Consider the following 23,023-nt stretch of genomic DNA (forward strand, 5'->3'; position numbering starts at 1 on the left):
AAAGTTGCGTCAAGGTGTGCGATCCAATGAAAAATATGGTCTATTCTCCATGTCAGACAATGATCGGATCACTGCAATCGCAGGCGGCACAAGTGCCTTTTGCCCATGCTATGCAAGGACTGTAGTCCATTAAAGACTACAAATTATTTTTGATGCTCGTCGCTTGCGAGCAACTGCGGACGTGCCGCCATCGAGATTTCAACTTGCAGGCTCGCTGCCAATAAATACTATTTTCTGAGGACAGAAACGCGCCTTAGCGGTATCATTTTTGTGTGTCTCGTGCGCCTCGCATGGGGCCAAGATGGTGGCGGTTTTCATCTGTTGCGCCTGCCGCAACAGCGCAGTTACGCATCGCTGCGCGACGCCTGCGCAAGGGGCTGTGCCCCTTGACCCCCTTCAAGCTGCTTTCAATGGGGGAGACGGTGCCAACAGCTTTTCAATGGAGGTGGCGGCATGTATCGGCTGGAGCTGAACTACATATCCCGCGACGGCGGCAAGAAGGGCAAGCAGCGGGATGCCGCCAAACAAGGCCACGGCTTTTCGTCCACAGCCGCCGCTGCCTACCGCAGTGGCGGCATCGTCACGGACTACCGCACGGGTGAGGTTCACGACTACACGCGCAAGCGCCGGATCGGCCATACGGAAATCGTTGTACCACCCGGTGCGCCGTCCTGGGCGAGTCACCGAGAGGCACTATGGAATGCAGTCGAAGCCGCCGAGGCTCGGAAAGATGCGAGATTGGCACATGAGTTCATCGTGGCACTGCCGCATGGACTCACGAAGGAGCAGGAAATCGACATGGTGCGCGACCTTGCTCAAAGCGTGGCTGACCGGCACGGCTTGCCGGTTGACTGGGCAATCCACGGCGACGATCCGAAGACTTGGGATGGCTCCTCGAAGGCTCTTGTCGGCAGCCACGCGCATCTGCTCATGCCGCCACGCGCACTGACACCAGACGGTTTTTCCAAGGTCAAAGGCAGAGACTTCACTGACCGGAAATTGGGGCCGAAGACGCTCCGTTACTGGCGCGAGCAATGGGCGCTGATCGGCAACAAGCATCTGGAACGGGCGGGATTGGAGGAGCGGTGGGATCACCGCACGCTGTCAGTGCAGCGCGAAGATGCACTGGAGCGAGGCGATCTAGCCACCGCTGAGGAATTAGACCGCCTGCCCGGCGTACACCTTGGCGCTGCGGCTACCGCGTTGGAGCGCCAGGGGATCGATACCTACTGGGGCAACCTGAACCGGATCATCCTTGCCCAGAATGCGGAGCGCAGGCTGGGGTACGAGAGCAAGCGCATTGAGGAGTCGATTGCGGTTCTGGAACGCCGTCTGGCGGAACTGCGGGCCGCGCAGGTGGCTGACGCTACTCAGCCGGAGCGCAGCGATGATGACCCCCGCTGGGCAGTGTTTGAACGCACCTTCATGGATGCCGCCCAGTTTGAGCACGGCCTTAGCTTGACTGGGCTAGCGGCTCCGTTGGCCGGACTCAAGTCTCGCTTCGCCGCGTACATGGATACCGCTGCGGAGCAAGGCATGACGCCGGAAATGTTCGCTCAAGCCTGCGCAAAAGGCATGGCCGAACAGGAGAGCCGGGCTATGCAGGAAGAGGCGGCGAGAGATACCGATCCCAAACCGCCACAAGAGGACTCCCCCAATGCCGCTCCGGCCCCATGATGCGGTCGGGGATGGTGGCAACAGTGTGGAAAGACTGTGGTGGCATGGTGTCAATGATGACGGCAACAAGGTGGTGACATGGTGGAAAGATGGTGGCGGGATGTTGGCAATACAGTGGCAACACTGTGGCGGCTGCGTGTGCGCATGGTGGTAATAGCGTGGCACTTCACCACAATGCAGCCACATTCCCGCCACCACCCTTTGCCGATCAGGGAGGGTTGCGCATGAGAGTCTGGGCGTTTGACGAGAACCGGGCTGACTTTGTAGAGGCGTCGACGGAGCGGATGAGCGCTGATCCGACCGGGTGCTACATCATCCGGCGCGGTGATGATGTGCTCGTCTGCGAACACGGCCAGGAACGGCCCATGCCTGAGCGGCTGACCGTGGCTGGGGTGCCATTCGATCGGGAGCAGTTCGAGGATGTGCATACCCTGCCTTTGCGGGCAGAGATGGAACAAGACGGGCAGTGGGCGCGGGCGCAGTTGCAGGCCCGAGACCGTAGCGAAGTCAGCCTGCCGCTGGAGCTGCCGATCTGGGTTACAAAAACACCGCTGTCCATCGAGGACATGAACGAGATAGCGGCGGCAGGCTGGGCGGGGAAGCTGGGCGACTCCGAGGGCAAGGCGTGATCCCGTCGCCCGTCTGCGGGCATTTGTTTGTGTTTCATCGTAGCCCTGCCGACTGTTCAGAAAACAGTGGTTTTCTGAACGCCCGTGGCCAGCACTCGTTCGTCTGTCCAAAATGCCATTAGGTTGTTAAAATTTCCGTCAATTTTTCAAAGTCCGCCAAACATGCGTTTGCTGGACAGATTCATGTGCGACGGAAGCGAACGGCATGGGGCAACGCATCGGGTACGCCCGAGTTTCGACAGATGACCAGAACCTTGACTTGCAGCATGACGCGCTGCATCGGGCTGGCATTGCCGACGGCTGCCTGTACTCCGACACCGCCAGCGGCAAAGATGCCGAGCGCAAAGAACTGGCCGCATGCCTGAAAGCCCTGCGCGAGGGCGACACCCTCGTGGTTTGGCGTCTTGACAGGCTGGGGCGCAGCCTGCCCGACCTTGTGCGCATCATCGGTGAGCTAGAGAAGAAGGGCGTCGGTTTTGAAAGCCTCACCGAAAAAATCGAAACAAGTAGCGCAGCGGGCAAGCTGGTTTTCCATGTTTTCGCCGCACTCGCCGAGTTCGAGCGCAACCTGATCCGAGAACGCACCCGAGCAGGGCTTGTGGCTGCTCGTGCCCGTGGCCGGTCGGGTGGCCGCAGGCCAAAGCTGACACCTCAGCAGGTCAAAGAGATCAAGCGACTTATGTCTGATCCGACCATTCCGGTCAGCCAGATCGCTGAACGCTACAACGTATCCAGAACGACTATCTACAAGGTCGCACCACGCCGGGAGCCGGGAGTGGTCGAGGCCCAGCCAGTGAAGAAAAAACCATGATCCGTGACATTCTCCAGCAATACAGGAACGAATCCGCTTTCAACCGTGACCTAGGCGATCGCTTCGAGCGGCTGATGCGTGCCTACCTCAAGCTCGACCCGCAGTACCTTGCATTGTTTGAAGATGTCTGGCTCTGGAAGGACTGGCCGCAGCGGGAAGCCCTTGGCTACAAGTTGCCGGACACCGGTATCGACTTGGTGGCGAAGCTGCGCGATGAGGATGGTTATTGCGCGATCCAGTGCAAGTTCTACGACTCCCCGATTCCAATGGGCGATCTGGGTAACTTCTTCACCCTCTCCGGTAAGGGTGGCTTTACCCAGCGACTTATCGTGGCAACTGCGCCGCTCTCCAAGCACGCGGCGGATGCCCTGGAAGGCCAGACCATTCCGGTCGAACTGATGACCTTGGAGGACTTGGAAGCCTCCCCGATTGACTGGTCACAGTTCTCGCTGGACAAGCCCGATCAACTGCGCAAACTGCCCAAGAAAGACCCTCGCCCGCATCAGAGCGAAGCCTTGATTGATGTTACCAAAGGCTTTCAGGCCCACGACCGTGGCAAGCTCATCATGGCCTGCGGCACAGGCAAAACCTACACCTCGCTCATCATCGCCGAGCAGATGGTTAAGCCGGGCCAGAACATCCTGTTCCTAGTGCCATCCATCGCGCTGCTGTCGCAGACGTTGCGGGCGTGGACAGCCGATGCCAGTGTGCCGTTGCGCTGCTTTGCTGTGTGCTCGGATAGCAAGGCCAGCCGCAATGAAGAGGACATGCGCATCTACGAACTGGCTTATCCGGCCACGACGAATGCAAACAAGCTGGCGGCCTCCCTCACCGCAACGCAGGACGAGAGCGCCATCACAGTGATCTTCTCGACCTATCAGTCCATCGAAGTGGTACATCAGGCGCAGCAGAAAACCGGCATGGCGTTCGACCTGGTGGTGTGCGATGAGGCTCACCGCACTGCGGGCTATACTGCTCCCGGCGAAGACCATTCCGCATTCGTGCGCGTCCATGACAACGCCTACATCAAGGCAGGCAAGCGGCTTTACATGACCGCCACGCCGCGCATCTACGCCGAAGCCAGCAAGAGCAAGGCCGAAGAAAACGATGTGCAAGTGTTCTCGATGGACGATGTGGCCACCTTCGGCCCGGTGTTCCATCAGCTTCGCTTTGATGAGGCTGTCCGGCGCGATCTGTTGTCCGACTACAAGGTGCTGGTGATCGCTGTTGATGAGTTGCACGTCAGCAGGGTGCTCAACAAGCGCATCGCCGACAGCGGCGATGAACTCAAGCTGGATGACGCGGTGAAAATCGTCGGCTGCTGGAACGGCCTGGGGAAACACGTCGCCGCCGAGGATGGCATGGATGTCAGTGTCGATCCTCAACCGATGCGCACTGCCATCGCCTTCGCGCAGTCGATCAAGCACTCCAAACTGCTGACCGCCGAATTCGAACGCATCTCCGACGACCTCGGCGACCAGATCGACTATCTCCCCGCACTGGAGGCCAAACACGTCGATGGCACCATGAACGTGGTCGAGCGCAACCAGAAGCTCTCCTGGCTCAAGGACAACATCGGCAAGGAAGAGCCGGTATGCCGCATCCTGACCAATGCCCGCTGCCTCTCCGAAGGCGTGGATGTCCCGGCGCTGGACGCTGCCATTTTCCTGAACCCCCGCGATTCCGTGGTGGACGTGGTGCAGTCGGTCGGTCGCGTGATGCGCAAAGACCCGGCTGGTCGCAAGAAGTACGGTTATGTGATTTTGCCCATCGGTATTCGCAAGGACACCTCGCCCGAAACGGCACTTGATGACAACAAGAAATACCGCGTGGTCTGGCAAGTGCTCAACGCTTTGCGTGCCCACGATGACCGGCTGGACAAGCAGTTCGCCACCATCGACCTGACAGGCAAAGGCAATGGCGTAGTGAACGTCATCGGCGTGGGCGGCGGCAACGAGAAAGCCGATGCCTTCGGCGGAGAGCAGCTTGGCTTTGCCTTCGATCCAGAGGAACTCGGCAAGTGGCAGGACGCCATGTTTGCCAAGATCGTCACCAAGTGTGGCAATCGCCGCTACTGGGAAGACTGGGCGAAAGACATCGCCGAGATTGCCGACCGTCACCAGATGCGCATCCGCGCCTTGCTGGAAAAACCGTATTCCAAGGGCAAGAAAGCGTTTGACGAGTTCCTCAAAGGTGTCAGGAAGAACCTCAACCCCAGCGTCAGCCAGAACGACGCTATCGAGATGCTGGCCCAGCACATCATCACCAAGCCGGTGTTCGACGCGCTGTTCGAGGGCTACGCCTTTACCAGCAAGAACCCCGTGTCGCAGTCCATGCAGAAAATCATGGACATCCTCGAAGCGCAGGCGCTGGACAAGGAGCACGAGACGCTGGAGGGCTTCTATGCCAGCGTGCGCGAACGGGCATCCGGCATCACCGACCCGAAAGGGCGGCAAAAGATCATCATCGAGCTGTACGACAAGTTCTTCAAGACCGCTTTCCCGCGCATGGTCGAACGGCTGGGCATTGTCTACACCCCGGTCGAGATCGTGGACTTCATCCTGCACAGTGCCGATGCCGCCCTCCAGGCACACTTCGGCACCCGGCTGGCTGACCAGAACGTCCACATCCTTGACCCCTTCACCGGCACAGGCACGTTCCCCGTGCGGCTGATCGAAACGGGGCTGATTCCGCCTGACAAGCTGCCCTACAAGTACCGCCACGAGATGCACGCCAACGAGATCGTGCTGCTGGCCTACTACATCGCGGCCATCAACATCGAGGAAGCCTTCCATCGCGTCACCGGGCTGGAATACGAGCCGTTCCCCGGCATCGTGCTCACCGACACCTTCCAGATGAACGAGCCGCAGACCGGCGATCTGGATGAAGGCTTGCCAGAAAACCACAAGCGTGCCGATCAGCAGAAAGCGCGGGATATAAGGGTGATCGTTGGGAACCCGCCGTATTCGGTTGGTCAGGATAATGCCAACGACAATAACCAGAACCTGAAATACACCAGGCTGGATGGCCGCATTGCCTCGACCTATGCGGCGTACTCTACCGCGACCAACAAGAACAGTCTGTACGACTCCTACATCCGGGCTTTTCGCTGGGCATCCGACCGTATCAAGGATGAGGGCATCGTCTGCTTTGTGACCAACGGTGGCTGGATCGACGGCAACACGATGGATGGCTTCCGCAAGACCTTGCAGAACGAGTTCGCGGACGTGTATGTGTTCAACTTGCGTGGGAACCAGAGAACTACCATTGGAGAACTATCCCGGAAAGAGGGAGGAAAAATATTCGACTCTGGCTCTCGCACACCGGCCGCCATTACCCTGCTCATCAAACGCAAAAACCATCAGGGCAAGGCCGCGATCCATTACCACGACATTGGCGACTATCTCAGCCGTGAGCAAAAGCTGGAGATCGTCAGCAGCTTTAGCAGTTACCAGCAGGTGCCGTGGCAAACCCTGGAGCCTAACGAGTACCACGACTGGATCAATCAGCGCAGCGGAGATTTCAATGCCTTCGTTCCGCTCAATGATGAGCCGGATGCAATATTTGCATTCCGTTCTCGCGGTGTCGAAACCAGCCGTGACGCTTGGGTTTACAACTCAAGCAGAGCAAGTCTCGAAACCAACATCGGGCGCATGATCGACTTCTATAACGATCAGCTTGCGTTGCATGGGGATGCTGTTCAGTTGGCGAGTTCGGCTAAAGATAAGGAAAAAGCAGCTAGCCAGCTGATCGACACCAATCCTAAGAAGATTAAGTGGACGAGCAGCCTAATGGCAGATTTTTGCCGCACCAAGGCAGCGAAGTTTTCTCAAGCCAATATCACCCATGCGCTATATAGGCCATTTTTTAAAACATGGCTGTATTACGACCCGCAGTTTAATCACCGTTACAAGGAAAAATTTCATCCTCTTGGTGGACGCTCAAATATTTCAATAATGGTGACCGGCACCGGGACACCAACCGCTTTTTCTGCGTTGATCACGAAAGTTCTACCCGATCTCCAAGGGCCTGCGAAGTGCCAATGCTTTCCTTTGCACTGGTACGAAAAAGCTACCGACACCAACCCACAAGGTGGCCTTGGTTTTGATGGCCAAGAGGCAGGCACCCCCGACGCCAATGGCTACATCAAGCGTGACGGCATCACCGACGTGGCACTGGCCAACTTCCGCCAGCACTACAGCGATGAGTCGGTCACCAAGGAAGACATCTTCTACTACGTCTATGGCGTCCTGCATTCGCCAGAATACCGCGAGCAGTATGCCGCCGATCTCAAGAAGGTGCTGCCCCGCACTCCCTATGCGCCGGACTTCAAGGCATTCAGCCAAGCGGGGCGCAAACTTGCCGACCTGCATCTGAACTACGAAACGGTGGAGCCGTGGCCGGTGCAGGAGGATGCCAAGCCCAAGGGCGATCTCAATGACCTTGCCTACTACCGCGTCGAGAAAATGCGCTTTGCCTCGCTGGGCGGCAGAAACAAGGACAAGAGCGTCATCGTCTTCAATAGCCGCATTACCCTGCGCGGCATCCCGCTGGAAGCCTACGACTATGTGGTCAACGGCAAGAGCGCCATCGAGTGGGTCATGGAACGCTATCAGGTCTCGACCGACAAGGACAGCGGTATCAAGGATGACCCCAATGACTGGTGCCGCGAGCACAACGACCCGGCCTACATCCTCAATCTCGTCAAGCGTGTTATTCGGGTGAGCATGGAGACAGTTGCAATTGTTTCCGCACTTCCGGCAATTCAGTAGGGCAATGGCTTCCTTTTTATCAATATAGATTCTATCCAGAGCAGTAGGCTGCAAACCGATCAATAAGGAGAAAGAATGTCAGCAGAAAACGAGAACACTGCGAAACTTGCTGAGGTTGCAGCCACTGAACTATTTAGTGAATTTTTTTGGGAGCGAAGCGGGCCGACCAATCACGATTGGCCATGCGAGGATCAAGAGCGCCACGATGTAAAGACGCATCCTTGTGATGTCGTATATTACTACGATGAGCCCTATTCGCCAGTCAGAACTTACGTTCATTGCGATCTAAAGAGCTACGCAAAGGGAACCATTCGGCCCGCCTCTGTAAAAGCGGCAGTTGAGAGCTTGGCAAAACAAGTGGCATGTGCAGAGAAAAGCGATAGCTGGCGCGACTTGCATGGTCACGATCATGTAACTGCCTCAATCTGTGGCCTGCTGTTTGTCTACAATCATGATGGTGAGTATGAGGCAGATTTTCAGAAAAATCTTATAAGCATCAGCCCTGAGTCTCTTCAACTTCCTCGTGGCTCCAAATTGTTTGTATTGGGGCCAAAAGAAATATTCTGGTTGGATAATATAAGAGACGAAATACAGCGAATGCGTGGGAAGAGGCCGGCAGAACTTCCCTCGCATGAATTCTGTTCTTTCTATCACCCGCAACTCGTCAGGAGAGCAAACCTGCAAGTCAGAACGGCCAAGGCTGCTACTCTTGAAATGCTCACCTCTCCAATCATCATTTTGGAGCACCGCGATCCGAAAGGAAGTGCCAAGCGCGGGGTGGTCGTCTTCTACTCAAGGAAAGGCGAGACAGCGGACGAGTTCATGTATCTCATTGATACACTCAGGAAATACGAGCTTTTAGACGACAACACGTCAGTCACGATCAAGACGCTTGGCGCGTCGCCAATTTCCTCGCCGACATTCCAGCGTGCGCAGCAGCAGTATATTGAAGGCATCAACATAAATGCCACAAAGACTGATCTTGCTGCTTATGTTAATGCGATCAAGTATGAGCCGATGAACAAAGTTAAAAGCACATACTCCGCCATTGACTTGGGGACATGGTAATGACTGAATTTCTCGACCACCTTAGCGCAAACGACAATGATATTTATGATCTTCTGATCTCTGGGAAACAGAGGCTTACGGCATCTGTTCTCCGAGAGTTGGCGAGAGATCGAGGGATTTTTTACTCACCAGAAGATAGTCGCGAAGAACTAGCCGATCGACTTTCACTTCTTCCTCACGACTTCCATGATATTGCAGGAATCGTGCAAAAGCGTGAACCAGCTCATCGCCGCGAAAAAGCCACTTTTGTTCGACTTGGCACTCAATTGTCAGTCGAAGAAATGAAAGAAGCTGCCGCTGCCTATGCTGAAAAGGTTGGAACAAACGAGCAGGTCACACATAGATCAAAAGGTGGCACAGGGTATTCTGTCGATGTCACTTATGACGAGTTCAACCACACCAGAACGCGCTTACTACAGCGTGAGCGCCATGAGGCAAGCATTGAATTCTTCGTTGAAAATGGCCAGACGGTTGCAAGACTGCCTGCAACGGACAAGGCAAAGCGCGTTTTTGCCGCCATCAAGGAGACTGTCGAACAAAAGCGAAAGGAAAAAATATCAGAAGACAAAATTGAGCTTACCGGCCTGACTACTCCTGCCCTGCGCTCCAAATTCTTTACTCGGCTGATTTCCTCGCTTCCTGGCTATAAGCTGAAGAATGTGATGAACCTAAAGGTCTCATCACTTGAATGCAGAGATGATGAGGATGTTCTTGATCTAGAAGAGGATTTGGAAGACGACGCGTCCAAAGAGATGTTCGCTGCTGTTGTTCACAGTATGGCACTATCCGGCCAAAATCTCGTCCAATCGCAAGAGTACAAAGACCTCACGTCTCGCGGATTTTTCATCACCTCGATCACGTGGCGATCCGAATATGAGCGCGAGCCTAACGATATTGTCCAATTTGACGCAGGTTTTGAAGACCGAAAAACAGGAACGGGCTTCAAGTATCAAGTGCAAGGCGCATTTCGTGCGCACAAAGGTACGCACAGAAAAACCATTGTCCATGTGTCTGACTTGGAAAGAACAAAGCTCTTTTCCATTCTGGAAGATACAGCAAGAAAGGTTTTATCCGATCTTCTGAGTGAAGCAGAAGAAGAGTCACTTGACGAACCCAAGGAGTGACGATGAAAAGATTTCGTTGGTTTAAGGTTGAGTGGCCTTCATCCATTAGAACCCTTGCTAAACGCATCGCCAAGCGTCCTTTCAACGAAGAGTCTGGGCACGGGTTTTTTGTTGACCGCGTTCGAGATGACTTTTTGGAAGCTCGCTACGTAGAGAAAATTGAATATACGGACATCGTGACAGATCCTTTTGGCAATGAGCTAAAGTTTGATCGCGTGGAGTTTCGGCACACTATTTTTCGAGCCTCGTCATTCGCTCCTGGCTTAGAGTTGATTGATCCCCCCAGGAGCGTTCAAGCATTAATGAATCGTCTTTCAGAGGCGGTCGATTTCGAGGTTGCGATAACTCCTGTATCACTTGATGTGCTGAAGTGGGCTACCTTATTTCAGGAATCTGGGAGTGTCTCAGCGGAAATTGATTCTTTGCAAATCGGGGCGCTGGAGATTGAAAAAGGCATTGTGGCAAAGGTGCTGGTCAAGGGCGACCGAGATGTACGTGCGGCATGTGACGTACTTACCCATGACCGAAAATTTTCTATAGAGAAGGTTCAACTTCGCCTTTCTAATCCTTATCGAAAAACAACAGTTGTGCTTTCTGGCACAGGCGCTGCGGTATTCAGCTCAGATACCTTGGCCGAAGAGCTTTTGTCTCCGCTGCGGATAGCACTGACTGGTGCCATGCAATTGGCCAGTCAATCGTGAGGAGGAGTATCACGGCCACAAAAATGGCTCCGGATGTACTTCACCGCTTACTCTTGTGCTTGGCTTTGGATACGCCTTTTTCAGCGGTGAAATCCGGCAGCGCCGCCATCCGTTCATGCATTTCTTCCTGCTCGGCAGTCAGCATTGGATCATCGTAGGGGCTTGCGACAAGATCATCCGGCGTCGGCGTTTCGCTCTTCGATGGACGCCCTCGTGATCGACTTGGCCTTGGGTGTTTTGCCTTTTCCAGCGCTTTGACCAGCACATCAAGGGCATCCCAAATCCGTTCGGGCCGGACTGGCTTCACCCCGGCAGCCAGTGCTTTTGCCGCCCATCCTATGTGCTCGGCAGCGTGCAGCAAGTGGTATTTTTGCTTGTACTCAACAAGCTGCCGGTCTCTCTCGGCCATCCATTCCCTGAACTCTTCACGCTCGGCGTCAGTCAGGATGGCTTCCATGTCAGGCGGCAGTGCCGTTGCCCAGCGATCTACCGTGCCGATGATGACCTGCTTGGAGCGCCGTTTCTCGGAGTCATAGGCGTAGCGTAGCAGCGAGACGGACTTGCCCTGCTTGATCTGCCCATCTCTGCCCTTGTAGGTCTGCACCCGAATCTGCATGAGTCCTGCTCGCCTTATCTGCTGACTTTCAAGATGATAAGGCGACTTTACCGATCAGCGGAAGTCCTTCTGTTACTCCACTAACTTGATGCCGTTAAACTCAGGCATTTCACGCAGGAAAAGCCGGAAGTTCTCAGCATCCCCCGCCATAACTGGTATTTTCCCCTCTGAAAACACCACCTTCTCTTCGTCAGGATCTGTCAGCATCTGAAGGCCCAGCTTGACGATGGCGGCGGCTGTACCCCAATGCAGCTTCTTCGCATCGGCTTCCAGCATGGCGAACATCACGCAGCGCATGGCGGTCGTCACATTGCGCTCATCCACATCCCAGTCATTGCGTGTGCTGAGCGGGATTCCGAACATGGAAAGCGTGTTGGCAATGCTTTTCGCTGTCCGCCGTTTCCGCAGCCGCACGATGTCCGCCTGTTCGCCCTTGATGACGCGGCCCAGCGCATCGGCATCATTGGCCAGTTCCTCCAGGGCGTACAGACGGGTTGAGAGCGGGATGCTCTCGCTGTAGTTGAAGTCCAGGCTGGCGGCGTCCTTCGCATCGAGACGGCCAAGCGCAGCCCTCAGCCGACGGGCGTCGGATGCCGCCTTCTCAAGCGCCCGGATACGCGAAGTATCGGGCGGGGTATCGGTGATGCTCCAGCCATTTGCCAGCCACCGGAAAAGCAGCTTTTTTTGGTCATGAGGCAGCTTCCTGACTGACTCACAGTGCAGGATACTTTTCACCAGTGCGAAGCGGAGCCGACGCCGCTGGTCAGCCTTTGCCATTGAGCGCCTCCTGCTTCCAGAGTTCGAGCTTGTCCGCCCACGCTTGCATCATGCTCCGCCGCTCGTCGAGGTAGGTGGCATGGTTGTAGGTGCGGCGCACCGAGTTGGGTTCTGCATGGGCAAGCTGCGCCTCGATAGCGTCCGGGCGATAGCCCATTTCATTCAGGCGGGTGCTGCCCGTGGTTCTTGTGCCATGCGGGCTGTAGGTGCCGCTCCAGCACAGCACCTTGAGTGCCTGCCGGATCGAATGCACCGACATCGGCCTGTTGCGGTCGTCTCTGCCGGGGAAGATATGTGTCCTGTCTCCGCTGATGGCGTGCAGGCGGCGCAGCATGTCCACCGCCTGCGTCGGTAACGGCACCACATGCTCGCGGCGGGCTTTCATGCGCCGGGCAGGGATCGTCCAAAGCGCGGCATCGAGATCGAATTCAGTCCATTCCGCTTCTGCCGCCTCGCTCGGGCGTGCCAGTGTCCACCACATCAACTGTATGCAGAAATTGACCTGATAGCCGCAGCGGTGGTTGTCGAAGTCATTAAGCAGCTTGCCGATCTGCGCCGTGGTCAGTGCGGTTTTGTGCTGCGTCTTGTTGGCAGGCAGCGCCTTGCGAACGGGCCAGACGGGATCGTTGTCTGCCCGCAAGGTCGCAACAGCCAGTTCAAAGACGCTAGACATGGTGCGCTTGGCTTCGGCGGCGACGGTCGGCGCACCGCGTTTCACGGTCTTGGTAAGGATGTCGAGAACGTGCGCAGGGGTGATGTCGCGCACCGGGAGTTTGCCAATGCTAGGGAAGACCACCCGCTCCAGCATGTCCAGACGGCGCTTCTTGGTGATGTCCTCCCAGTCCCGCAGGGCCAGCCATTCCTTGGCAACAGCCTCGAAGGTGTTGGCGGAATCTTGTTCGCGCTTCAGGCGCTCAAGCTGCCGATTCTGAACGGGATTGATGCCCTGCTTGACCAGCTTCCGCGCCTCCTCGCACCTGTCACGGGCTTCGGCAAGGCTGACGGCGGGGTAGTCGCCGAGTGCGAACCATGACCCCTTGCCCGCTAGCTTGAAGCGGTAACGCCAAGCCCTCACCCCATTGGGCTTCACTTCGAGGTAGAGGCCCCGAAGGTCATTTAGGCGGTAAAGCTGCTCCTTCGGTTTGGCAGCACGGCAGTGGGCATCTGTAAGCACGGTGTCGCAGGATCGGCGAAGAGGGACGATGGGGAGATCATATACACCTTTCTCTGCCTCGTCCAATTCGCATATACACCAGCGTAGTCACTTTACGCGGGTAAGGCCGGGCAACGAAATGCAATCTATAGAAACGAAAAACCCCGGATTTTCCGGGGCTCTGTCGCTGTATCAGGGCTTCAAAGTAATGATATGAAATCCTGAGAAATGGCTTGCTTGGGTCAGACGTTGAAGCGGAAATGCATCACGTCGCCGTCCTTGACGATGTACTCCTTGCCTTCCAGGCGCCATTTGCCCGCTTCCTTGGCGCCGGCTTCGCCCTTGTAGGCGATGAAGTCGTCATAGGCGATGACTTCGGCGCGGATGAAGCCTTTCTCGAAGTCGGTGTGGATCACGGCGGCGGCCTGCGGAGCCGTGGCGCCGACCTTGACGGTCCAGGCGCGGACTTCCTTGACCCCGGCGGTGAAGTAGGTCTGCAGGTTGAGCAGCTCGTAACCGGCACGGATCACGCGGTTCAGGCCCGGCTCTTCCATGCCCATGGTCTCGAGGAACATCTGCATCTCTTCGAGATCGTCCAGTTCGGCGATCTCGGCCTCGATCTTGTTGCATACCGGCACGACGATGGCGCCTTCTTCCTCGGCGATGGCGTTGACCACGTCCAGGTGCGGGTTGTTCTCGAAGCCGTCCTCGGCGACGTTGGCGATATACATCACCGGCTTGGTGGTCAGCAGATGGAAGGTCTTGGCCAGGCGCTTCTCTTCGTCGCTGAAGTTCTTCAGCAGGGAGCGGGCCGGCTTGCCCTCGGTCAGGTGTGGGATCAGCTTTTCCAGCAGCGCCTTCTGCGCCACTGCTTCCTTGTCGCCGCCCTTGGCGGTGCGGGCGACGCGCTGCAGCTGCTTCTCGCAGCTGTCGAGGTCGGCCATGATCAGTTCGAGGTCGATGATCTCGATGTCGCGCTTGGGATCGACGCTGTTGGCGACGTGGATGACGTTCTCGTCTTCGAAGCAGCGCACCACGTGGGCAATGGCGTCGGTCTCGCGGATGTTGGCGAGGAACTTGTTGCCCAGGCCTTCACCCTTGGAGGCACCGGCGACCAGGCCGGCGATATCGACGAACTCCATGGTGGTCGGGATTACCCGCTCCGGCTTGACGATGGCGGCCAGCGCGTCGAGGCGTGGATCGGGCATCGGCACGATGCCGCTGTTCGGCTCGATGGTGCAGAACGGAAAGTTCTCCGCTGCGATGCCGGACTTGGTCAGCGCGTTGAACAGGGTGGATTTGCCGACGTTGGGCAGACCGACGATGCCGCAGTTGAATCCCATGGTGATCTTGCCTCGGAGTTAGGTTCAGGCCTTCTGGCTGTGCAGGCGCTGCATGGCGCGCGTCCAGTCGCCGGCCAGGATTTCCGGCACGATGTCCAGCGCGAAATCGATGCTGGCGTCGAGCTTTTCGCGCTCGGCCTGCGGCGCGCGACCGAGCACGTAACCGCTGACCAGGCTGGCGTGGCCGGGGTGGCCGATGCCCAGGCGCAGGCGGTAAAAGCCGTTCTGGTTGCCGAGCTTGGCGATGATGTCGCGTAGCCCGTTGTGCCCGCCATGGCCGCCACCGAGCTTGAGCTTGGCAACGCCGGGGGGCATGTCGAGTTCATCGTGGGCGACCAGGATGGACTCGGGAGGAATACGGTAGAAGCCAGCCAATGCCGCCACCGCCTGACCGCTGCGGTTCATGTAGGTGGTGGGAATCAGCAGGCGAATGTCTTCGCCGCGGTGGCTGAACTTGCCGACCAGGCCGAAGTACTTCTTGTCGGCACCCAGGTGCACGCCCTCGCGGGCCGCCAGGCGCTCAACGAAAAGGGCCCCCGCGTTATGCCGGGTCTGGTCGTATTCAGGGCCTGGATTACCCAGGCCGACGATCAGTTTCACGGCAGTCACGACAGGGGCCCTTCCTCAGGCGTGCGCGAGATTACTCGGCAGCGCCTTCTTCTTTGGTGTCATCCTTGTTCACGCGCGGAGCATGAACGTTGGCAACCGGCAGGTCGCTGCCGTGGGCCAGGGAAACCAGCTCAACACCCTTCGGCAGCTTGAGGTCGGTCATGTGCAGGACCTGGCCGACTTCGACGTTGGCCATGTCGACTTCGATGAACTCAGGCAGATCCTGCGGCAGGCAGGACACTTCCACTTCGTTGATGTTGTGCAGGATTTCGCCACCCTGCTGCTTCACGCCCACGGAACTTTCCTGGTTGATGAAGTGCAGCGGAACGGTAGCGGTCAGCTTCTGGCCGGCAACGACGCGAACGAAGTCGGCGTGCAGGACGAAGCTCTTGGCCGGATGACGCTGCAGTGCCTTGATCAGCACGGACTCGTTCTGGCCGTCGACGTTCAGGCTCAGCACGTGGCTGAACGACGCTTCGTTTTCCAGCAGCTTGGCCAGCTCTTTGGCGAGGATGCTGATGGACAGCGGGGCCTTGTCGCCGCCATAGATCACGGCGGGAACCAGGCTGGCGTTACGACGCAGGCGGCGGCTCGCACCTTTCCCCAGGTCGGAACGCACTTGGGCATTCAGGGTGAAATCGGTCATTTCAGTTCTCCAGTAACAACAGGTCCCGTGGCGCTTGCGACCAGCGCGCGGGCTGTTGGGCAAAAAGCCCCGCGGATGCGGGGCACATACATCGGTGCGCGCTCCGCCTCAGCGGAACATCGCACTGATCGATTCGGCGTTGCTGATGCGGCGGACCGCTTCGGCCACCACTGGCGCGATGTCCAGCTGGCGAATGCGGGTGCAGGCTTGCGCGGCAGCAGACAGCGGAATGGTGTTGGTGACCACCAGTTCGTCGAGCACCGAGCCCTCGATGTTCTCGATGGCGCGACCGGACAGGATCGGGTGGGTGCAGTAGGCGTAGACCTTTGCCGCCCCGTGCTCCTTTAGCGCCTTGGCGGCGTGGCACAGGGTGCCGGCGGTATCGACCATGTCGTCGACCAGGATGCAGGTACGACCGTCGACGTCACCGATGATGTGCATGACTTCGGACTGGTTGGCCTTCGGTCGACGCTTGTCGATGATTGCCAGATCCACGCCGAGCGACTTGGCCACGGCACGGGCACGGACTACACCGCCGATGTCGGGCGAGACCACCAGCAGATTCTCGAAGCGCTGGGCCTGGATGTCGTCCACCAGGACCGGCGAGCCGTAGATGTTGTCCACCGGCATGTCGAAGAAACCCTGGATCTGGTCGGCGTGCAGGTCGACGGTCAGTACGCGGTTGACGCCGACGACGTCGAGCATGTCGGCGACGACCTTGGCGCTGATCGGTACGCGGGCCGAACGCGGGCGGCGATCCTGGCGCGCATAACCGAAGTAGGGCACGACAGCCGTGATGCGAGTCGCCGAGGAGCGGCGGAAGGCATCGGCCATGACCACCAGTTCCATCAGGTTATCGTTGGTCGGCGCGCAGGTCGGCTGGATGAGAAAGACATCCTTGCCGCGAACGTTTTCGTTGATCTCTACGCTGATCTCGCCGTCGGAGAACTTTCCGACATAGGCATCACCGAGGGGAATATGCAGCTGACGCACGACGCGCCGTGCCAGGTCGGGGTTGGCGTTCCCCGTGAAGACCATCATCTTGGACACGCGCAGTACCTGCCTGAGGGTGGGTCCGATGAATAAAAAGCTGTTCAAAAGGCGAGCTCTTGAACAGCTTCGGGAATATGGCAGGGGCGGCTGGATTCGAACCAACGCATGGCAGGATCAAAACCTGCTGCCTTACCGCTTGGCGACGCCCCTGTGATGTCAACTGGATGCGCTGCAGCTGTACGTTTCCCGAAGGGGTTAATGGCAGGGGCGGCTGGATTCGAACCAACGCATGGCAGGATCAAAACCTGCTGCCTTACCGCTTGGCGACGCCCCTGTAACGTACAACCGGATGCTAGGCATCCCCTTCCTGCTCCAATCTCTCGAGCATGCGGTGCAGCATCGAAACGTTGCTGCCTCGCGCCACGAAGCTTGGCAAAGTGGCTGGAAGTTGGCGGCGGACTTTATCAGCCTCGCCTTCGTTTGGGAAGCTCCCAAACACACAAGCTCCAGTGCCAGTCATCCGAGCCGGAACGAATTTGTTCAATAGGCTCAACGCGTTACGCACCTGGGGGTAACGCTTCTCGACGACCGGCTGGCAGTCGTTATGACCACCCCCTGCAAGAAGGCTGCGAACTGTAATTGGCGGGGTATTACGTGTCAACTCCGGGTCGGAAAAAATTTCTGCTGTACTAACAGAGACTTGCGGTACGGCGACGAGATACCACGGCTCCGGCAGCTCAACGGGCTGCAGGCGCTCGCCGACCCCTTCGGCGAATGCCGCATGGCCCCGTACGAAGACCGGTACGTCGGCGCCAAGCGAAAGGCCCAGTTGCGCGAGGCGATCCAGGTCGAGCCCCAGATTCCAGAGTCGATTCAGGCCGAGCAGGGTGGTAGCGGCATCGGAGCTGCCGCCACCGATACCGCCGCCCATGGGCAGGCGCTTGACGAGGGTGATGTCGGCGCCCGGTACATCATCACCTAGCTGCTGAAGGAGGCGGGCGGCGCGGACGATCAGGTTGCTCTCGTGATCGACGCCCGGCAGGTCACTGAGCAGTCGAATCTGGCCATCTTCGCGTCTGGCGAAGGTCAGTTCGTCGCCATGGTCGAGGAATTGAAACAGCGTCTGCAGTTCGTGATAGCCGTCCTCGCGCCGGCCGAGGACGTGCAGCATCAGGTTCAGCTTTGCCGGCGCCGGCAGGGTGAGGGGCGTTGCCATCAGCGGCCCAGCTGGCGCGGCTGCCAGTCCTTGATGACCAGTGTGACCTGCAGGTCGCGGCCCTCGAGGCGGATGCGCTCGGGCAGTGCGTAGCCGTCCTCGTTGCGGTAGGCGAGGTAGTTGACCTGCCAGCCATCCTGCTCCAGGCGCGCCAGGCGGCTCGCGCCGTCCAGGCTCAGGCGGCTGCGGCTGTCCGGTGCGGGCAGGCCGCGAACCCACCAAAGCAGGTTGGAAACCGGCAGCTGCCAGCCCAGCTGGCGTTCGACCAGTGCTTCGGGCGAGTCGGCCTGATAGCGACCCTGGCCGGCGATCTCCAGGGTCACGGCATCCGGGCGTCCGGTCAGGCGGGTGGCGCCACGACCGAGCGGGCCGGACAGACGAATATCGAAGTAGTCCTGGCGTTGTAGCCAGAACAGGGTGCCGCTGCCTGAGTCCTGCGGGGCGCGAATACCGATCTTGCCGCTGATCTGCCAGCCATCGATCTTGGCGATCTGGGCCTTGTGGTGACGCCAGTCCGCCGTGTTGCCGGCGCCCTCGACGGATTCGCGCGGGCCGATGCCGGCGCAACCGGCGAGCAGGAGGCTAAGAAGCGCGGGCAGCAGGTAGCGAAACAGGGGCATGGGTCAGGGCTTCTCCGAGTCGGTCAGGCGCTGGATGGTGTCGCGCAGGATCTGGCTGTCGGGCTGCTTTTTCAGAGCTTCGCTCCAGAGCTTGCGGGCTTGCTGGTGCTTGCCGCGCGCCCAGAGCACCTCGCCGAGGTGGGCGGCTACTTCGTGGTCCTGGAATTCGGCATAGGCACGACGCAGCAGGCGCTCGGCTTCGTCCAGGTTGCCGAGGCGATAGTTGACCCAGCCGAGGCTGTCGAGGATGGCGGGGTCGTCAGGGTTGATCTGGTAGGCCTGCTCGATCAGGCGCCGCGCTTCCTCATGCCGGTCGGTGCGATCGGCGAGGGTGTAACCCAGCGCATTGAGCGCCATCGCATTATCCGGCTCGCGTTCGATGATCGCCCGCAGGTCGCGTTCGAGCCCGGCCAGGTCGCCGCGCTTTTCCGCCAGCATCGCGCGGGTATAGAGCAGGTTCAGATCGTCCGGGTAGGCCTCCAGCGCGTGCTCGACAAGCGTCCAGGCCTGTTCGACCCGGTCATGCTCGGAGAGTGCTTCGATTTCGATCAGGTAGAGCTGGATCGCATAGTCGGGCTGCTCGTCCCGGGCCTTGGCGAGAACGGTCGAGGCCTCGCGGTCGCGCTTGGCGCCAAACAGCAGCTGCGCCTGCAGCAGCTTGGCCGGCAGGTATTCATTGCCCGGGCCGACCTGCTCGAAGGCTGCGAGTGCCTTGGTCGTGCGCCCCAGTGCCTGGTAAGCCCGGCCCAGGTTGAACTGTGCGGCATCCACATGGCTGCCACGCTCGACCAGCTCTTCGAGGTAGACGATGGCCTCGCGCCAGGCTTCGGCTTCCATGCAGACCAGCGCCATGGAGAAGCGCAGGTCATCGTCGGTGGGGTTCTGCTGCACGAGGGTGGCGAATTCGCCCATTGCCGCTTCCAGGCGATTCTGCTCGACCAGCAGCCGTGCGTAGGTCAGGCGCAGACGCTTGTCTTCGGGGTACTGTTCGAGCGCCCGCTCGAGCACGGCCAGGGCCTCCTTGCTGCGGTCCAGGCTCTGCAGCAGGCGGGCGCGCAGCAGTATCGACGGGACCTGTTGCTGCTCGCTGGTTTGCTGTTCAAGCAGGCTCAGCGCCTCCTCCTGGCGACCGTCCTGCTGGAGCAGTACGGCTTTGCCGAACGCGAGCTGCTCGTTGCCAGGGTTGCGCGCCAGCAGGCGATCGAAGCTCTGTAGCAGCCCGGCCCGTGTGTCCGGGTCGCTTTCGGCAGCCGACAGGGCAAGGAAGTCGAAATGAGTGCTGCCCTGGCCCTGCAGCACCTTTTCCATGAAGCCCATGGATTCTTCATAGCGCCCGGCGCGGGCCAGCTGGATGGCGGCGGCCCGCTGCGCGTCGAGATTCTCCGGTGCGTTGCGCGCCCAGACGAGGGCGGTGTCCAGCGCCGCCTGATCGGCTCCCAGGTATTCGGCTATACGAAACGCCCGCTCGGCGACGCCTGCATCCTGTGTCGCATGCGCCTGCTGGACGTAGTTACCCAGCGCGATGTCGAAGCGGTTGCGCTGGCCTGCCAGCTCGGCCACCAGAAGCGCATACAGCGTGTCTTCGCTGAACGAGCCCGCAGCGGCCTGTGAAGAGCGGGCCGGGCCTGGCTCGGACTGCTCCTGCACCGGCGGGCCGCTTTGCGGCTCGTCGTGGAGTAGCGTCTGGCAGCCGCCGAGAAACAGCAGGGCAGAGAGGGCGAGGAGTCTATTCATAGGTGCGGGGGCGGCTTTAATGCGGTCGCGGCATGATGACACAAGCGACAGGGCAAGCACATGGGGCGGCACGGGGCGGCCCGAGCGCGCAGTACGCAGCGTTCGACAATCCCGGACACAGGTTGTTCTGGCTCGGGCGAAGTAGGAGAATTGCGCGCTCCGTTTTCTGATCAGCGACCCCGCATGGCTTTTCTCGCGCTTGGTATCAATCACAAGACCGCTTCGGTGGACGTGCGCGAGCGCGTGGCCTTTACCCCGGAGCAGATGGTCGAGGCGCTGCAGCAGCTTTGCCGCGTCACGCCGACGCGAGAAGCCGCCATTCTGTCGACCTGCAACCGCAGCGAGCTCTATCTGCATCAGGATCAGGCCGAGGCTGACTCCGTGCTGGCCTGGCTGGCCAATTATCACCGGCTGAACCTGGACGAACTCAAGGCGTGCGCCTATGTCCACGTCGATGAACAGGCCGTGCGACACATGATGCGCGTGGCCTCGGGTCTCGATTCGCTGGTGCTCGGCGAGCCCCAGATCCTCGGTCAGATGAAATCCGCCTATGCCGTGGCGCGTGAGGCAGGCAGCGTCGGTCCGCTGCTGGGGAGGCTGTTTCAGGCCACCTTCAGCACGGCCAAGACCGTGCGTACCGATACCGCCATTGGCGAGAACCCGGTTTCCGTCGCCTTTGCGGCGGTGAGCCTGGCGCGGCAGATATTCAGCAATCTGCAACGTAGCCAGGCGCTGTTGATCGGCGCCGGCGAAACCATCACGCTCGTCGCCCGGCATCTGCACGAGCAGGGCGTGAAGAAGATCGTCGTCGCCAACCGTACGCTCGAGCGCGCTAGCGCCCTGGCGGCTGAGTTCGGCGCACAGGCGATCCTGCTGGCGGATATCCCGCAGGAATTGCACAACAGCGATATCGTCATCAGCTCTACCGCCAGCCAGCTGCCGATCCTGGGCAAGGGCGCGGTCGAGCAGGCGCTCAAGCAGCGCAAGCACAAGCCCATGTTCATGGTCGACATCGCCGTGCCGCGCGACATCGAACCGCAGGTCGGCGAGCTCGACGACGTCTATCTCTATAGCGTCGATGATCTCCACGAAGTGGTCGCCGAAAACCTCAAGAGTCGCCAGGGCGCGGCTCAGGCCGCCGAGGAGCTGGTGGCGGCCGGCACCAGCGACTTCATGCTCAGGCTGCGCGAGCTGGCGGCCGTGGACGTGCTCAAGGCCTACCGGCAGAACGCCGAGCGCATCCGCGACGAGGAGCTCGGCAAGGCGCAGCGCCTGCTGGCCAACGGGGCGAGCGCCGAGGAGGCCTTGGCGCAGCTGGCGCGCGGACTCACCAACAAGTTGCTGCATGCGCCGAGCGTGCAGCTGAAGAAACTCTCCGCCGAAGGTCGCGTGGAGGCACTGGGCGTGGTCCAGGAGCTTTTCGCACTTGGCGACGGCACGGACAATCGATGAAACCTTCTCTGCTCAACAAACTCGACGTGCTGCAGGATCGCTTTGAGGAACTGACGGCGCTGCTCGGCGATGCCGAGGTGATCAGCGATCAGGCGCGCTTTCGCGCCTATTCGCGGGAGTACGCCGAGGTCGAACCGGTGATCGGTGCCTATCGCCAGCTGCGCAAGGTCCAGGCGGACCTCGAGGGCGCGCAGGCGCTGCTCAAGGACAGCGATCCGGATCTGCGCGAGATGGCCGAGCAGGAAGTCGGTGAAGCACGCGAACAGCTGGACGTGCTCGAGGCCAGCCTGCAACGCATGCTGCTGCCCAGGGACCCTAACGATTCACGCAACGTGTTCCTCGAGATCCGCGCCGGTACTGGCGGGGACGAGGCAGCGATCTTCGCGGGTGACCTGTTCCGCATGTATTCGCGCTATGCGGAAAAGCAGGGTTGGCGCGTCGAAATACTCTCCGAAAGCGAGGGTGAGCATGGCGGCTACAAGGAAATCATTTCACGGGTCGAAGGCGACAACGTCTACGCCAAGCTGAAGTTCGAATCCGGTGCGCATCGCGTGCAGCGTGTGCCGGAGACCGAGTCGCAGGGGCGCATCCATACCTCGGCGTGCACCGTGGCGGTCTTGCCCGAGCCCGACGAGCAGGCGGCGGTGGAAATCAACCCGGCCGAGCTGCGCATCGATACCTATCGCTCCTCGGGCGCCGGTGGTCAGCACGTCAACAAGACCGACTCGGCAATCCGCATCACTCACCTGCCGACCGGCATCGTCGTCGAATGCCAGGAAGAGCGGTCGCAGCACAAGAACCGCGCCAAGGCCATGGCCTGGCTGGCAGCCAAGCTGCAGGACCGCCAGGATGCGGCGGCGCACAAGGAAATCTCCGAGACCCGCAAGCTGCTGGTCGGCTCCGGTGACCGTTCCGAGCGTATTCGTACCTACAATTTCCCGCAGGGGCGGGTGACCGACCACCGCATCAACCTGACGCTTTACTCGCTGAGCGAGGTGATCGCCGGTGCGGTGGAGCAGGTGATCGAGCCGCTGTTGCTCGAGTACCAGGCCGACCAGTTGGCCTCCATCGGCGACTGAGCG

19 protein-coding genes and 2 tRNA genes are annotated in these 23,023 nt (G+C 59.4%); 9 read left to right on the forward strand and 12 right to left on the reverse strand.

Annotation, left to right across the window (positions count from 1 at the left end; all coding sequences use genetic code 11):
• The first annotated feature begins 453 nt into the window (after positions 1–453).
• The 7 genes from mobQ to AC0KXH_RS04910 all read left to right on the forward strand — a co-directional run bounded on the left by mobQ (position 454) and on the right by AC0KXH_RS04910 (position 10,782).
• A complete protein-coding gene (mobQ, locus tag AC0KXH_RS04880) occupies positions 454–1,677 on the forward strand; it encodes a MobQ family relaxase (RefSeq protein ID WP_488224262.1) in 1,224 nt (407 codons plus the stop codon).
• Between the two features lie 224 nt (positions 1,678–1,901).
• Entirely contained in the window at positions 1,902–2,306 is a 405-nt protein-coding gene (locus tag AC0KXH_RS04885) for a hypothetical protein (protein ID WP_488224263.1), read from the forward strand.
• 205 nt (positions 2,307–2,511) lie between these two features.
• Positions 2,512–3,117 (forward strand): recombinase family protein, encoded by a 606-nt coding sequence (locus AC0KXH_RS04890; protein WP_150585264.1) that lies wholly within the window; start codon positions 2,512–2,514, stop codon positions 3,115–3,117.
• The gene (locus AC0KXH_RS04895) at positions 3,114–7,889 is read left to right on the forward strand and encodes a DEAD/DEAH box helicase (RefSeq protein WP_488224264.1); all 4,776 of its coding nucleotides are present in this window, start codon (positions 3,114–3,116) and stop codon (positions 7,887–7,889) included. The genes AC0KXH_RS04890 and AC0KXH_RS04895 overlap by 4 nt, the downstream gene beginning before the upstream one ends.
• A 75-nt stretch (positions 7,890–7,964) precedes the next feature.
• A complete protein-coding gene (locus AC0KXH_RS04900) occupies positions 7,965–8,957 on the forward strand; it encodes a PD-(D/E)XK nuclease domain-containing protein (protein ID WP_264977328.1) in 993 nt (330 codons plus the stop codon).
• On the forward strand, positions 8,957–10,081 hold the full coding sequence (locus AC0KXH_RS04905; protein ID WP_488224265.1) for a hypothetical protein: 1,125 nt from the start codon (positions 8,957–8,959) through the stop codon (positions 10,079–10,081). Before AC0KXH_RS04900 ends, AC0KXH_RS04905 begins: the two co-directional genes overlap by 1 nt.
• 2 nt (positions 10,082–10,083) lie before the next feature.
• Positions 10,084–10,782: a hypothetical protein gene (locus AC0KXH_RS04910; protein WP_071534684.1), complete on the forward strand. Its 699-nt coding sequence runs from the start codon at positions 10,084–10,086 to the stop codon at positions 10,780–10,782.
• A 40-nt stretch (positions 10,783–10,822) separates the two neighbouring features.
• Here AC0KXH_RS04910 and AC0KXH_RS04915 read toward each other — a convergent pair whose 3' ends face one another.
• The 12 genes from AC0KXH_RS04915 to AC0KXH_RS04970 form a co-directional block, all read right to left on the reverse strand.
• A complete protein-coding gene (locus AC0KXH_RS04915; RefSeq protein ID WP_488224266.1) occupies positions 10,823–11,398 on the reverse strand; it encodes a hypothetical protein in 576 nt (191 codons plus the stop codon).
• A 72-nt stretch (positions 11,399–11,470) separates the two neighbouring features.
• Positions 11,471–12,175 (reverse strand): hypothetical protein, encoded by a 705-nt coding sequence (locus AC0KXH_RS04920; protein WP_488224267.1) that lies wholly within the window; start codon positions 12,173–12,175, stop codon positions 11,471–11,473.
• Positions 12,162–13,349 (reverse strand): tyrosine-type recombinase/integrase, encoded by a 1,188-nt coding sequence (locus AC0KXH_RS04925; protein WP_488224591.1) that lies wholly within the window; start codon positions 13,347–13,349, stop codon positions 12,162–12,164. Before AC0KXH_RS04925 ends, AC0KXH_RS04920 begins: the two co-directional genes overlap by 14 nt.
• 221 nt (positions 13,350–13,570) lie before the next feature.
• Positions 13,571–14,671, reverse strand: coding sequence for a redox-regulated ATPase YchF (gene ychF / locus AC0KXH_RS04930; protein ID WP_237146204.1), 1,101 nt, complete (start codon positions 14,669–14,671; stop codon positions 13,571–13,573).
• A gap of 24 nt (positions 14,672–14,695) precedes the next feature.
• Positions 14,696–15,280, reverse strand: coding sequence for an aminoacyl-tRNA hydrolase (pth, locus tag AC0KXH_RS04935; protein ID WP_041107494.1), 585 nt, complete (start codon positions 15,278–15,280; stop codon positions 14,696–14,698).
• 31 nt (positions 15,281–15,311) lie between these two features.
• Positions 15,312–15,926, reverse strand: coding sequence for a 50S ribosomal protein L25/general stress protein Ctc (locus AC0KXH_RS04940; RefSeq protein WP_041107491.1), 615 nt, complete (start codon positions 15,924–15,926; stop codon positions 15,312–15,314).
• 108 nt (positions 15,927–16,034) lie between these two features.
• Complete coding sequence (locus AC0KXH_RS04945) at positions 16,035–16,976, reverse strand: ribose-phosphate pyrophosphokinase (RefSeq protein ID WP_041107585.1); 942 nt, start codon at positions 16,974–16,976, stop codon at positions 16,035–16,037.
• A gap of 78 nt (positions 16,977–17,054) precedes the next feature.
• Positions 17,055–17,129, reverse strand: a tRNA-Gln gene (locus AC0KXH_RS04950).
• Positions 17,130–17,178: 49 nt separating this feature from the next.
• Positions 17,179–17,253, reverse strand: a tRNA-Gln gene (locus AC0KXH_RS04955).
• A gap of 18 nt (positions 17,254–17,271) precedes the next feature.
• Complete coding sequence (gene ispE / locus AC0KXH_RS04960; RefSeq protein ID WP_488224268.1) at positions 17,272–18,135, reverse strand: 4-(cytidine 5'-diphospho)-2-C-methyl-D-erythritol kinase; 864 nt, start codon at positions 18,133–18,135, stop codon at positions 17,272–17,274.
• Positions 18,135–18,755 (reverse strand): lipoprotein insertase outer membrane protein LolB, encoded by a 621-nt coding sequence (gene lolB / locus AC0KXH_RS04965; RefSeq protein WP_165563877.1) that lies wholly within the window; start codon positions 18,753–18,755, stop codon positions 18,135–18,137. Before lolB ends, ispE begins: the two co-directional genes overlap by 1 nt.
• A 3-nt stretch (positions 18,756–18,758) precedes the next feature.
• Entirely contained in the window at positions 18,759–20,489 is a 1,731-nt protein-coding gene (locus AC0KXH_RS04970) for a tetratricopeptide repeat protein (protein WP_043218913.1), read from the reverse strand.
• A 183-nt stretch (positions 20,490–20,672) separates the two neighbouring features.
• On the opposite strand from AC0KXH_RS04970, the gene hemA reads away from it, so the two are divergent.
• Positions 20,673–21,941 (forward strand): glutamyl-tRNA reductase, encoded by a 1,269-nt coding sequence (gene hemA, locus AC0KXH_RS04975; protein WP_043218916.1) that lies wholly within the window; start codon positions 20,673–20,675, stop codon positions 21,939–21,941.
• The gene (gene prfA / locus AC0KXH_RS04980; RefSeq protein WP_061338292.1) at positions 21,938–23,020 is read left to right on the forward strand and encodes a peptide chain release factor 1; all 1,083 of its coding nucleotides are present in this window, start codon (positions 21,938–21,940) and stop codon (positions 23,018–23,020) included. Before hemA ends, prfA begins: the two co-directional genes overlap by 4 nt.
• Positions 23,021–23,023: the final 3 nt, after the last annotated feature.

The sequence above is a fragment of the Stutzerimonas sp. CXK-1 genome (genome assembly GCF_057738225.1).